The 14,071-nt window shown below is 41.3% G+C and carries 12 protein-coding genes; 7 read left to right on the forward strand and 5 right to left on the reverse strand.

The window, feature by feature from the left end; all coding sequences use genetic code 11:
* The first annotated feature begins 10 nt into the window (after positions 1-10).
* From BLR53_RS11135 to BLR53_RS11145, 3 genes are all read left to right on the forward strand, one after another.
* The gene (locus BLR53_RS11135; protein WP_074589677.1) at positions 11-760 is read left to right on the forward strand and encodes a glycosyltransferase family 2 protein; all 750 of its coding nucleotides are present in this window, start codon (positions 11-13) and stop codon (positions 758-760) included.
* Positions 761-922: 162 nt separating this feature from the next.
* Positions 923-1,486: a type 1 glutamine amidotransferase domain-containing protein gene (locus BLR53_RS11140; protein WP_074589679.1), complete on the forward strand. Its 564-nt coding sequence runs from the start codon at positions 923-925 to the stop codon at positions 1,484-1,486.
* Between the two features lie 131 nt (positions 1,487-1,617).
* A complete protein-coding gene (locus tag BLR53_RS11145) occupies positions 1,618-1,881 on the forward strand; it encodes a GNAT family N-acetyltransferase (RefSeq protein ID WP_074589682.1) in 264 nt (87 codons plus the stop codon).
* 271 nt (positions 1,882-2,152) lie between these two features.
* Here the strand turns inward: BLR53_RS11145 and BLR53_RS11150 are convergent, their stop codons facing one another.
* From BLR53_RS11150 to typA, 4 genes are all read right to left on the reverse strand, one after another.
* Complete coding sequence (locus tag BLR53_RS11150) at positions 2,153-2,869, reverse strand: 3-ketoacyl-ACP reductase (RefSeq protein WP_037441905.1); 717 nt, start codon at positions 2,867-2,869, stop codon at positions 2,153-2,155.
* A gap of 148 nt (positions 2,870-3,017) precedes the next feature.
* Positions 3,018-6,290: a TonB-dependent receptor gene (locus tag BLR53_RS11155; RefSeq protein WP_074589684.1), complete on the reverse strand. Its 3,273-nt coding sequence runs from the start codon at positions 6,288-6,290 to the stop codon at positions 3,018-3,020.
* Positions 6,291-6,346: 56 nt separating this feature from the next.
* Entirely contained in the window at positions 6,347-7,309 is a 963-nt protein-coding gene (locus BLR53_RS11160) for an MBL fold metallo-hydrolase (RefSeq protein WP_074589686.1), read from the reverse strand.
* Positions 7,310-7,462: 153 nt separating this feature from the next.
* Positions 7,463-9,268 (reverse strand): translational GTPase TypA, encoded by a 1,806-nt coding sequence (typA, locus tag BLR53_RS11165; protein ID WP_037441911.1) that lies wholly within the window; start codon positions 9,266-9,268, stop codon positions 7,463-7,465.
* Between the two features lie 234 nt (positions 9,269-9,502).
* Between typA and BLR53_RS11170 the strand changes: the two genes are divergently transcribed.
* On the forward strand, positions 9,503-10,165 hold the full coding sequence (locus BLR53_RS11170) for an NAD(P)H-binding protein (protein WP_074589688.1): 663 nt from the start codon (positions 9,503-9,505) through the stop codon (positions 10,163-10,165).
* 10 nt (positions 10,166-10,175) lie between these two features.
* On the opposite strand, the gene BLR53_RS11175 is transcribed toward BLR53_RS11170, so the two are convergent.
* Complete coding sequence (locus BLR53_RS11175; protein WP_074589690.1) at positions 10,176-10,973, reverse strand: alpha/beta hydrolase; 798 nt, start codon at positions 10,971-10,973, stop codon at positions 10,176-10,178.
* Positions 10,974-11,135: 162 nt separating this feature from the next.
* Between BLR53_RS11175 and BLR53_RS11180 the strand changes: the two genes are divergently transcribed.
* Genes BLR53_RS11180 through BLR53_RS11190 form a run of 3 tightly spaced genes read left to right on the forward strand, consistent with a single transcriptional unit; the run spans position 11,136 to position 14,070 of the window.
* On the forward strand, positions 11,136-11,849 hold the full coding sequence (locus tag BLR53_RS11180; protein ID WP_074589692.1) for an esterase family protein: 714 nt from the start codon (positions 11,136-11,138) through the stop codon (positions 11,847-11,849).
* A gap of 59 nt (positions 11,850-11,908) precedes the next feature.
* A complete protein-coding gene (locus tag BLR53_RS11185; RefSeq protein WP_074589694.1) occupies positions 11,909-12,931 on the forward strand; it encodes an ATP-grasp domain-containing protein in 1,023 nt (340 codons plus the stop codon).
* 35 nt (positions 12,932-12,966) lie between these two features.
* Positions 12,967-14,070, forward strand: a complete 1,104-nt coding sequence (locus BLR53_RS11190; RefSeq protein ID WP_037441921.1) for a carboxylate-amine ligase — start codon at positions 12,967-12,969, stop codon at positions 14,068-14,070.
* Position 14,071 lies beyond the last annotated feature (1 nt).

Here is a 14,071-nt window from a genome sequence, read left to right on the forward strand (position 1 = left end):
CAAATTCAAAATGCAGCCTACACTGAGTGTAATTACCATTGTCTATAATAATGTCCGTGACATCGAGAGAACTATCCGTTCTGTTTTGGGCCAGTCCTATCCGCAGATCGAGTATATAATAATTGACGGAGCTTCTACCGACGGTACAAAAGAGGTGATTGCGAAATATGAGAATCGTATCAGCCAGTATATTTCAGAAAAGGATAAAGGAATCTATGATGCGATGAATAAAGGGATAGCAATGGCAAAGGGCGATTATATCCTGTTCATGAATTCAGGTGATGAAATATATGCAGCCAATACTGTCGAGAACGTCTTTGCAACTCGTCCTGGTGCCGACATCTACTACGGTGAAACTGAAATGTATAACGACAACTGGGAAAGTCTGGGCAGACGCAGACATCAAGTACCGCAATCCTTCACCTGGAAGAGCTTCAGATACGGCATGAATATCAGTCACCAGGCAATTTATGTTAGCCGGAAAATTGCAGAACCTTACAATCTGGAATACAAATACAGCGCGGACATAGACTGGATAATCAGGGCCGCAAAAAAGGCAAAGGTTATCGTTAATACCCACCAATACGTCGCAAAATACCTCGTTGGCGGCATATCCAAGCAAAAACACCGGGAGAGCCTTAAAGAACGGTTCCATATCTTCAGTAAATACTACGGCTTTGTTCCTAACCTGATAAACCATGGCATTATTGCTTTCAATCTGGCTCTCTATTATGTCAAGAACCGCAGAACCAATGATTAAATTCCAGCGATAGCAAGACTGCTCAGGGTTTGCAGGAACTATTATGGGTTTCAGAATGCCAACAGAAAAAGAAACCGAGCCCCTCTATAATTCCCAATTTCAGATAATGACAAACAATCTTTTTTCTGACTTGTAGTAATTGTACATCAAAATTCAATTATTATGGGAAGATTAAATAACCGCAACATAGCTGTACTTTCAGCAAATGGATTCGAAGAATCAGAGTTAACCAGCCCTGTTGCCAGACTTAAAGAAGAAGGTGCCTCCGTACATATAGTTTCCTTGGAAACAGGTAAAATACAAGGAATGAAAGACGATAAGGAATGGACCGTGGAAATTAACGTGGACCAGACAGTGAAAACTGCCCATCCAGATGACTACCAGGGTCTGCTAATTCCTGGAGGTGTCCTCAATCCGGATAGCCTGCGTAAAAATGAAGATGCCCTTAACTTTGTAAAGGCCTTTTTCAAAGCTGGTAAACCGGTCGCAGCCATTTGCCACGGACCACAGGTACTGATCTCTGCGGAAGTTGTGGAAGGAAGAAAACTAACCTCCACCAAAACCATTAAAATAGACCTCGTAAATGCCGGGGCCCTATGGGAAGACTCGGAGGTCGTGGTCGACCAAGGTCTGGTAACCAGCCGCAGCCCCGCCGACCTGCCTGCCTTCAACGATAAAATCGTGGAAGAATTTGCAGAAGGTGTGCATGACGGGCAACATGCCTAATCACATTCCGACTAAATAAAAACCAAAATAAAAAAGGAGATTTATAGCTAAATCTCCTTTTTTATTTAACCTTACCCCCCGATACCAGCACCCGGCGCTTATTTAGCTCTTCACAGCACCTTAAAAAAACAATGAAAATAGTTATTGAAACCAGCAGACTACTTATAAGAGAGCTTACCCATACCGATTATCCTGGAATATTTGAGCTTGACTCCGACCCTGAAGTCCATCAATTCCTCGGTGGAAATCCTATAAGCAGCATCGAAGATGCTAAAAAAAGCATTGAATTGATCCGTACCCAATACATCCAAAACGGAATTGGCCGATGGGCCTCCCCGATCGAGACCTTTACTTACGAGGGCGTAACTCACATCTGGTATGAAAAAAAGCAGTAAACAAATCCCTCCACAAAGCCTCTCAACCTGCCTAACTAAAAACCCTAAAAGCCTTCCATAAAGCCTCTCAACCTGCCTAACTTAAAAAACCTAAAAGCCTTCCACAAAGCCTCTCAACCTGCCTAACTTAAAAAACCTACCACATTACCTACCTAACTTACTCCCAGACCGGCATGATTCTCTTAATAATAAAATCTTCAATATGTTTCAAAAGGCCTTAGCGAGCTCTTCGCGAGGTGGAGCCGTCTTGAAACATATTGAATTTTTATTATTAGGGATTAGTCGACCACACCCCCCCATCCTTCACAAAAACCCTGCGGTTCAGTTTCAGGTTGCTGACAATAAATTCGGCAAAATCTTCCGGTTGCATTACTTTGTCAGGGTTACCGTCCGTTAAATTAAGATCCTTTGCCATATCTGTGGAGACCGTACTTGGAGTTAGTGTGCTTACTCTGATATTATGCTTACGAACTTCCTGCATTAAAGATTCAGAAAGGCCGATCAGTCCAAATTTAGATGCGCTGTAAGCACTTGTGACGGCGGCGCCACGAAGACCGGCGGTAGAAGAAATATTAATGATATCTCCGGTTTTACGTTCGATCATTTCTGGAAGAAAGGCACGCGTAACATAATATACCCCAAAAAGGTTAACCTTTACAATCTCTTCCCACCTTGAAGGCTCAAGTTCCATAAAAGAACCGAACGAGCTGATGCCGGCATTATTAACTAAGATATCCAGATGCCCAAAAGCACTTTTAACCTGTTCTGCGGCAGCATTAACAGCGTCAATATCAGCAACGTTTGCAGTGACAACGACCGTTTTAACACCATAAGCCTTTAATTCATCGGCGACAAGATTCAGATCAGATTCTGTTCTTGCGAGCAATGCAATATTTACACCTTCCTGTGCAAGAGCAATAGCTACGGCACGTCCGATTCCTTTACCAGCACCGGTGATCAGTGCATTTTTTCCTTGTAATGATTCCATAATCGATTGAATAGACTGTAAAAATAAATAAAAATTGGGGCCAGCAGAATAATAAAGACATCCTGAAATTGAGATGAGATTTAATTAAAGCAAAACAGGGGTGACCTGTAAATACAGACACCCCTGTTTAAGCTATTTACTTAAAAGATTATTGATTAAATCTATATCTCAGACCGAGCTGAATTCTCCAGCGGGCAGTCTCATCAATACTGCTTGAAAAAGTGTTTACCAGCGGCACACTGTTGTCTGCGTTTAAGTAAGGGAAAGAGAATGATGGTTTGCCGGTAGTAGCATCGACACCCTTAAAATTAAGCAATCCATTTGCCCGGTTGGCAAATTTCGGAACACCCCATGTTTTATTAATCATGTTTCCAAAATTGAAAACATCAAAAGTAAATTGCAAGGAGTGCTTTTTACCCTTAACACTTGTAAATAAGTCTTGGGCCAGGCGAATATCAAGCGTTCCGATCATATTGCCTACAAGCCCGTTCCTTTCGGCGTATTGTCCTCTCTTTTTGTTTAGATAGTTATCCTGGCTGATATAGCTATTTAACTGATTCCAAAGCTGGTCTGGTGTACGGGAATCATTCGCATTCTCCGGTACCAGTACAATATCAGCTTTATTTGCAGGTACAAAAATCAGGTCATTTCCACTTAAACCATCATTATTCAAGTCGTTACCATAAGTATAAGAATATCTGAAACCGTCCTGTAACTGGTAGAACATCGAAACTGTGGTACCCAAATGATTGATGTATTCCTTTCTGTAAACGACCGAAGCGATAAACCGGTTTTTAACCATGTAACTTGAATAAGACAGTGCGTCTGTATTCGGGCTGCCGGACACTTGACGATCTCTCCACATAGACTGTGCAATAGAGCCGCCGTCATTCACTGACCTTGAATCTGTATAAGTGTAACCAGCTGTTGCGAAGAAGCCTCCCGCGAATTCTTTAGATAATGTTCCTGTAAGCGACAAGCTACGTCCCTTATCAGTATTGGTCATTACAATCGCATCGGAAATATTAGGATTTGCTGGCGTAGGTGCCGCAGCGCCATAAATTCTTGGGCTAGTATATCTAGGACGGTTGTCTGCACCTTGTAAAAGCGTGTAGGCTGAAGTATTTAAATTCGCATTCCTGAAATAAACCGAGTTAATGTCCTTTGAATATAGAGCCTCGATTGTTCCTGTGAAGCCCCCTGGCAGTTTTTGGTCAATCGCCAGATTGGACCGCCATACCTGCATAAATTTAAAATTCTGATCAGTTACTGCGAGGTTATAGGTGGTGTTATTGGCAGAAGTTGAGTTATTCACATTTCTGTAGGCATCAACATCAGGTGTAAATGGTCTGTTTTTTGGATTTGTGATTGATTCCGAACCAAATTGAACACCGTTATTACCCGCCTGGTTGGAAACCCAAACTAAAGGAGGCCTTCCCGTGAATAAACCGGTACCACCTCTTACCTGTGTTAGCCCCTCATTATTCACGTTCCAGTTAAAGCCCAGACGTGGTGACCATAAAATTGAGCTTTTTGGGAATCTGCCGACGTCAATTTTCTCGCCGTTTTCAAAAGACAGGTTCTCTACATTCGGGTTACTGACCGAGGCGGGTGAAGAAACATGCGTTAAGTCTGCACGTAGCCCACCGGTTATTTTTAGCTGGTCACTAACTGTGTAAGCATCCTGGACATATAATCCGTACATATTTGACTGAATTTCGGCATAAGGGAATGATCCGTCAGGCGTCACAGAATACTGAACCTGGTATTTGGATGCATTTGAAACTCCGGTATTTGCGCTGTTATAGAAGTCTGCCAGACTATTAAAAGTATAAGCGCCATAATAGTTCGGAGCAAAACCATTGCGCGTCCTGTAGCCCTCGTAATTAGCGCCGATTGTAATTTCATGGCGGCCGGCATAGATATTAAAGTTATTGGTAACCTGATAAACCTTGGTTTTTAAGGTATTAAATGCAGTGAAAGGCTCGTAACCGAAAGCAGTATAGGAACTGCCGTCAGGATTCATGATATCTACAAGAGGGAAAGGTTTATTACCCTTTGACTCCCTGAAATCATTCATATTATTGTAACCTACTGTCAGCTGATTGGAGAACTTGTTACTAAAACGTGTTCGGAATTCAAGGTTGACATTATCCATGTTATTATTAATACCGTATCCGGCAGACTGAAAAGGAAGACCGAGCTGTGAGGGCTGGCGATTATTCTTTGGTGCGCCGCTATTGCTCGGTAAAATGTCTTTGAAGGACCGGAAGTAGAAATACTTTAAACTTAAGGTATTCTTGTCGTCAATATTATAATCCAGTTTGGCAGATAATTTATCACTTCTTGTGTTCAGTGCATAATTCTCATACGCACCTGCCTCATAACCCAGTGTTTGGAGATATGAACTCAATTTATCCAGGTCCTCTCCTTTTGCCTGAGAAACATTGGGGCCGGTACTTCCACCTCTGGAGGCTATAAATCCTGTTCCTGGATCGGAGCGTCTTTCCAGCTCACCGCTTACGAAAAAGAATAATTTATTTTTTATAATGGGCCCGCCTAAAGTGAATCCATAACCTTTAAGACTAAAGTTATTTACGGGTGTTTTTAGTCCGGCGTAGTTATAATCACTAACCAGGTCCTGGTTACGGTAATAGGTATTTAAAGATCCCTGAAACTCATTTGTACCACTTCTGGTTACGGCATTAATTGCCGCTCCTGTAAATCCGCTCTGACGGATATCATAAGGCGCGATATTCACCGTAATTTCCTCAAAAGCATCCATATTGATCGGCTGTGATCCGGTCTGGCTGCCAATTGTACCCTGCAAGCCAAATGCATTATTAAATAAGGCTCCATCCACTGTAAAATTATTAGCCAGGTTACTTCTGCCTGCGATGCTGGGACTTCCGAACTGTAGTGAAAACTGAGGGGTAAGTTTAACAAAGTCGGTGAAACTCCTGTTTAAAGTTGGCATATTCTGTATAACAGTTCTCGAGATATTCTGAGATGCACCCGTTCGCCCGGAATTAAATACTTTACTCTGTTTACCGGTCACAGTGACTTCAGATAAAGTACTGGCATCTTCATTTAAGATGACATTTAAAGTTGAACTTTGGCCCAATGCTAATTTTTCAACGCGCTGGGTCTGATTTTGAAAACCGACAAAAGTCACTGTAATTGAGTACGGGCCGCCGATGCGCATTGCCGGTAAATTGTAGCGTCCGTCCGGCCGGGTTGATGTTGCGTATCTCGAACCGGATGGCTCATGAATGGCAATAACTGTAGCCCCTGAAATTGGTCCTTTTGTATCGGTGACCAGACCATTTATAGAGGCGGTTGTTTCATTTTGTGCTACAGCATCTATCTTTAAGAAGAGTAAAAATAAGAAAGCTGTAAAAAGAAGTAATGTTTTTTTCATGGATGCATTTTTTTCAAAAATACATGCATGAACAGCGGATAAATGTTTGGATTATATTACCTTATTGTTAACTGTTTTCCTTGTTCGGGAAAGACGAGTTTGAGCTTGTGCAGATTGTCTGCAATCAGTTGCTTCTTTACTTTTTCTGCGTTTGCGTGCGGAGGTTTAGTGTGCGTTACAATAAAAGTAAGCTTTTTGAAAGCTTCGGGGTCAGTCAGCTCACGGAGCTGACTAAGCTCAGCATGAAAAAGCTTTGGAGTCAGATGGCCGAACAACTGATTGTCTGGTTGTTCGTTCGGAAAGGAAACTTCAAGAAATACGGCCTTTAACTGACCTGAGTTAATCAATGGAGCAACCGCTTTCCACAGCGTAATTAATTTATTGGATTTTTCAATCTCATCTGCACCGGTATCCCCGAGATATAACAGGGAACTATTATTTGAACTAACTAAAAACGCTGTGCTTTTATAAGGATTTCCATGACTGAGTTCATAAGCCTGAACTTTCATTTCTGTATCTGCAAGCGGATAAATAACACCCTGTTCCAGTGTGACATATGAATATTTCTTCAACTGCGGCTTTTCGCCCTCATTTGTGAAATTCGCCCAGGCATCCCATGTAAAGTATTTATCTCTGAGAACATGAAGTACAGGAGATATTCCATAAATATTTTTTGATGTATCTGCTGGTGAATTGATGATTAATCCAGCCACATGATCCAGATGGGCATGTGAGATCAGATAACCTTTTATTTTTTTTCGCTGAATTTCTTCGATATTTCCTTTGAAGGTCCTGCGGCTAACGGCCATCTGTATTCCTGCCTTTATGGTTCCGGCATCCAGACAAACATAGTTTTCACTACCTGCAGGTGCGACCATATAAGCAGATAAATTGCTTTCATCGTCTCCGCCTTTAACACCGAGTGGAATTATTTTAAAACCGGTGTTGGATTGCTGCGACCAAACACTAGCCGTATTGATTAACAAAAAAACAAGGACTGCACAAAATTTCCGAAGCATATAAACCAGTATTAGTACTGCTGCACAAAATACGAAATCTACCTGACGTGCTATGTTAAAAAAACATTAGCTGATTATCTGCCAGAAAAAAAAAGCTTATAAAAAAAGCCTGTAAGAAAACTTACAGGCTTTAAATAAAAATATCAATATATCCTATTGGAATTTTTTAGCGTTGATTTTACGCTCGTTTTCAGTAAGATAAATCTTACGTAGACGCATACTAACAGGAGTAATCTCAATATACTCATCTGCCTGAATGTATTCCATTGCTTCCTCTAAAGAGAATTTAATTGCAGGAGCAATACGTGAGTTATCATCAGTACCAGAAGCACGCATGTTCGTTAACGCTTTACCTTTAACAATGTTAACAACCAGGTCATTATCACGGATGTGTTCACCCATAATCTGTCCTTCGTAAACATCTACACCCGGATCAACGAAGAAACGGCCACGATCTTGCAGTTTATCAATAGAATAAGCAGTTGTACTACCTTTTTCCATAGAAACCAACACACCATTCAACCTGCCTGGGATAGTACCTTTCCAAGGCTCGTAAGACTTGAAACGGTGAGCCATGATAGCTTCACCACCAGTTGCAGTTAATACGTTGTTTCTTAATCCAATGATACCACGTGCAGGAATTTCAAATTCTAAATGCTGCAGGTCGCCTTTTGGCTCCATAACCAATAATTCACCTTTACGTTGTGTAACCAGCTCAATTACTTTACCGGATACTTCAGCAGGTACGTCTACGATTAAAGTTTCAATCGGCTCACATTTCTTACCATCAATTTCTTTGATAATAACTTGTGGCTGACCAACCTGAATTTCGTAACCTTCACGACGCATAGTCTCAATTAATACTGATAAATGGAGAATACCCCTTCCGTATACCAGGTATGAATCAGGAGATTCCGTTTCCACAACCTTTAAAGCGAGGTTTTTTTCCATCTCTTTGTATAAACGCTCTTTAATACGCTGAGAAGTTACAAATTTACCTTCTTTACCGAAGAAAGGTGAGTTGTTGATTGTGAACAGCATATTCATAGTCGGCTCATCAATCTTAATAACAGGTAATTGCTCAGGAGCTTCGAAATCTGCAATAGTATCACCGATATCGAAACCATCAATACCTACTACTGCACAGATATCACCCGAGTGAACCTCAGTAGCACGAACTTTACCTAAACCTTCGAAAGTATATAATTCTTTCACTCTTGATTTAACGATTTTTCCATCACGTTTGATCAGGGTAACCGGCATATTTTCTTTGATCACGCCACGGTGTACACGACCTACAGCGATACGACCAACGAAAGAAGAGTAATCCAATGAAGTAATTTGCATCTGAAGCGTTCCGTCGTTAGTTGGTGCAGCAGGAATATGCTCAACAACAGCATCCATTAAAGCAAAGATGTCTGTAGTTGGTTTAGTATAATCTGTACTCATCCAGCCTTGTTTCGAAGAACCGTAGATTACAGGGAAGTCTAACTGATCTTCTGTTGCTTCAAGGTTGAAGAACAATTCGAAAATCTGTTCGTAAACTTCTTCCGGACGACAATTTTCTTTATCGACTTTATTAACAACAACAATTGGCTTCAATCCTAAAGCCAAAGCTTTTTGCGTTACAAAACGCGTTTGAGGCATTGCACCTTCAAAAGCATCACACAACAACAGTACACCATCAGCCATTTTCAATACACGCTCAACCTCACCACCGAAATCGGCGTGACCAGGTGTATCGATAATATTGATTTTAATATCCTTGTACATAACAGATACGTTTTTGGATACGATCGTAATTCCACGCTCTCTCTCCAAGTCGTTGTTATCAAGTATTAAATCACCTGATTGTTCGTTATCACGAAAAATCGAACAAGTGTGTAAAATCTTATCAACCAATGTAGTTTTACCGTGGTCAACGTGTGCTATAATAGCTATGTTTCTTATTTTTTGCATAAAATGCGCCTAAATTTTGGCGCAAAGATAACGTAAATAATTGACATATCAGCCTATCAATTAGGGTAATGTCGTGTTTTTCTTCAAAAAAATACATGCCGCTCATTGCCTTTTTTCACCCTTATAACCGGTCTTTATAAAACTCTAAAAAAAAATACATTCAAACTATAACATCATTATATTGTTCTAATTCTGCTTAAATATGCCTGATAAAAAGATCCTAAGTATAGCTAAATGAAAAAGACTGCAATAATTATGGGCGCGACCGGATCCGTAGGTACAGCCCTGGTCCGCTTACTACTTGATGACCCACGTTACTCCACCGTACTCGTTTTACTCAGGCGCGAAATGCCATTAAGTCACCCGAAGCTTAAACAGTTACTCATCAGCTTCGATAAGATTAAAGATTACGCAGATCAGATTAAAGGCGACACAGTCTTTTGCTGTATCGGCACCACGGCAGCGCAGACCCCGGACAAAAATGAATATCGGAAAATAGACTTCAAATACCCGCTGGACCTCGCCTGGATTGCACAGGAAAACGGAGCTACAAGTTATCACCTGGTTTCAGCAATGGGCGCAGATGCAACATCGAAAGTGTTCTATAGTAAAACCAAAGGCCAGCTCGAGGAAGAACTCAAGAAAATACCTTATGAAAGTATTCATATATACCGGCCTTCATTGCTGGATGCTAAAAGACAGCAATACAGGTTCGCCGAAGATCTGCTAAACCGGATTATGCGCGTCGTAAATCCATTGCTGGTCGGTGGACTGAAAAAATACAGGAGTATTAAGGCCGAATGCGTAGCTACGGCCATGCTTCGATACTCACTGGAACAGAAAAAAGGAATTTTTACACATAAATCTGATCAGATTCAGAAAACGTGCGATAGCTAAGCCAGGAAACCTATCTGCCGAAAGCCCATATTAAAAAAGCAGGCATAGCTTTCGCCCAGCTTTTCAAATCGTGTTTACCGCCAACCATTTCATAGTAAAATATATCACCAGGTCTGCTATAGTCTTTGCTTAGCAGCTCCCGTATAATGTCGATCGTGTCATCAATGGAATCAATAATTCCATTTTTGTTTCTATCCGCAGTTTCATCCTCAGTTCCAGTCATCAGCCAGAATTTAAGCGCAGGCTTACCTGCAGTCTGCCTAATCACCTCATGCATAATCCTGTCCTGTTCGGTATAATTCTCTTTCAAATCTTTACTACGCCACCAGAACGAACCGGAGAAAACGCCTGTGAGATCAAAATTTTCCGGATTTTTCCATGCAATATCAAATGCCGCTAATCCGCCTAAAGAATAACCCGCAATCCCCTTTTTACCTTGTATAGGCATACCACAGAAAGCCGCGATATAGGGTAACAATTCCTGATTTACAAAAGAGGCATAAGCTCCGGCCCTAGCTCCCCTGCCAGCGTAATCCGGTATACCGGCAACACCGTACTCCATAACCCTCTCTGCCGATGCGTGTACCGCAACTACCAGTAATGGTTCTATTTTCTGATCTGAATAAAGAGCTGCCAGCATCTCCTCAAGGCCCATCTGCTCAGCATCCTGCCCATCATTCAATAAAAGGAGATTCAGTTTTTCATTTCCCATCAAATCTTCAGGGAAAAATAGATCCAATTGCACCTCCCTGTCTAAAAATACGGAATTCAGCGTCCTGCTCTGATGTCCTGAATGTTGATTTAGCATGTTATTTTCACTCAAATTATCGTTTACACTTATTCGTTTCCGCGGGCAAAATTAAGAAAACATGTGTGTTTCTTAGTATTATCCTGATTATTAGGAGAAAATCTTAAAACATTTGCGCTTTGAACCGGATTTACATATATTCATTATATAAATCGTTTAGGCGTGAAAGAAGAATATAAAAAATGGTATAGTCCAAACCTAAGCACTGAAACAGAGCTTTTGATATTTGGCCATAGCGGACACCCTGTTCTACTTTTCCCAACGAGTCAGGGGCGTTACTATGAGCAGAAAGACTTCGGAATAATCGAAGCAGCCCAACACTATATCGACGCAGGTATAGTTAAAATCTATTGCCCTGACAGCATTGATGCCTGGAGTTGGTATAACAGGTCTCTACACCCCGCAGACAGAGCTAAAAACCATTATTGGTATGATAAAATGCTTAAGGAGGAGCTATTCCCCATGGCATGTCAGGACACCGGTATGGAACGAGTAATCACAGCCGGGTGTAGTTTTGGAGGTTATCATGCAGCGAACTTTGCTTTTAAATACCCCGGGCTGGTCAGCCATCTGTTCAGTATGAGTGGCACATTTGACATTACTTCGCAGACAGATGGTTTCTATAATGGAGATATCTACTACAATAACCCGGTAGATTTCTTGCCAAATGATCTGGACCCGGAACTCTGGAATCTCGATATTATTTTGGGAACAGGAGAAAAAGATATCTGCCGACCCTTTAATGAAAGAATGTCTTCCATATTATCCCAAAAGGGAATCCAGCACTGGCTGGATGTCAGACCAAATGCCGTACATGACTGGCCACTCTGGAAAACACAGTTTCCCGATTATCTTTCCCGTATCCAACCCTTATAAATAATTCTTAATATATAGCCTGTAGATATCTTAAGCATTAAAATTCAATTTTAAAACACATGAAAAAAATAGGTATTCTATTTGGGCAGGAAAGATCTTTTCCAGAAGCCTTTGTCAAACGGGTCAACGAACTAGGAGGCGATGAATTTCGTGCTGAATTTGTCAATATTCACAAAATCCTGCAGGCAGAGCCTTTAGATTATGCAGTGATTATTGACCGCATTTCACAAGACGTACCCTTCTATAGAGCCGCACTTAAAAATGCAGCAATTACTGGAACAGCTGTGATTAACAACCCATTTTGGTGGAGTGCAGATGAAAAATTCTTTAACAATGCCCTTGCCGTGAAGCTGGGAATTCCGGTACCGAAAACCGCTTTGATCCCTTCTTATGAAAGACCGGACGACACTTCAGAACAATCATTCAGTAATCTCGCATTCCCTATGGACTGGGAAGGTATTTTTGAATATACCGGATTTCCTGCCTATATGAAACCATTTGACGGCGGCGGCTGGAAGGAGGTTTACAAACTGCATGATAAAGAAGATTTCTTTGATAAGCATAGTAAAACCAAGCAGTATGTCATGATGCTGCAGGAAGAAATTATATTTGATGAATATTACAGGTGCTACTGTATTGGCGGAAAATACGTGCGTATTATGCAATATGAACCACGTAATCCATTTCACCTGCGTTACGTGGTCGACTCACCGCCATCCAGCCCCCAGTTATTAAAGAAAATAGAGGAATATGTTATTCAGTTAAATGAATATCTGGGTTACGACTTTAATACTGTTGAATTCGCCGTCCGGGACGGTATTCCCTATGCAATCGACTTCTGTAATCCGGCACCCGATGCTGAAGTGACCAGTGTGGGCCAGGAAAATTTTGACTGGGTAGTTGATACCGCGGCAAAGTATGCAATCGAAAGGGCACAATTACACCAGGACGGACAAGATAATTTAACCTGGGGAGCCTATATTAAAACAGCGGCATCAGGCATCCCTTTGGTCAGTAAACCCAAACCTGCAGCAAAAAAAAGCACAGTAAAAAGTGCTAAAACCACAAAGAATACTAAATAACAACCAAATACAGTACACAGCAGGAGGATAGCCAGATGAATGAGTTTACATTGGGTATAGAGGAAGAATACATGGTGATTGACCCGGTGACCCGGGAACTGACATCCCATGATCAGAAAATAGTTGAAGCTGCACAAAAGATCCATAAAGATCAGGTAAAAGCCGAGATGCACCAGGCCGTGGTAGAAGTGGGCACAGGAATCTGCAAGAATACAACAGAAGCCAGAAAAGAAATCTCCATGCTACGCCATACTGTCTCCAGGCTTGCCGGCGAACAGGGCTTGCGTATTGGAGCTGCCGGCACGCACCCTTTTTCTCTTTGGGAAAAACAACTGATCACAGAACATCCGAGATATAGTGAGATAGTTAACGAACTACAGGAAGCTGCACGCTCAAACCTAATCTTCGGCCTGCATGTCCATGTCGGATTTCAGTCCAGGGAGTTAGCCATTCATATTGCGAATCAGGTTCGGTATTTCCTTCCACACGTTTTCGCACTTTCGACCAACTCACCTTTTTGGGAAGGAAGAAATACAGGCTATAAGTCATTCAGGACAAAAATATTTGATAAGTTCCCAAGAACGGGAATTCCGGATATCTTTAATAGCATAGAAGACTATGATAGTTATGTGAAGCTGCTGATAAAAACCAACAGTATCGATAATGCTAAAAAAATCTGGTGGGACATTCGTGTACATCCATTTTTTGAAACTATTGAATTCCGGATTTGTGACTGTCCAATGCTGGTAGATGAGACGATGGCTTTTGTCGCAATTTTTCAATCTTTATGTGCTAAACTTTATAAGCTGCGTTTGCAGAACATGAAGTACATTAGCTATTCCAGGGCATTGATTAATGAAAACAAATGGAGAGCAGCAAGGTATGGAATCGACGGAAATCTAATCGATTTTGGTAAAGAGATGGAGATTAATGCACGAAATCTGATTCTTGAATTGTTAGATTTTGTAGATGACGTAGTAGATGAACTGGGCTGCAGGGACGACATAAACTATGTGCATAAAATATTAGAAAATGGCACAGGAGCTGACAGGCAACTTGCTGTTTACAATCAAACAGGAAGTTTTGAATCGGTAGTAGACTATATAACCAGCCAGACATTGATAGGCACAAACGGATAAG

The organism is Pedobacter antarcticus (genome assembly GCF_900103515.1).
GTDB lineage: Bacteria > Bacteroidota > Bacteroidia > Sphingobacteriales > Sphingobacteriaceae > Pedobacter > Pedobacter antarcticus.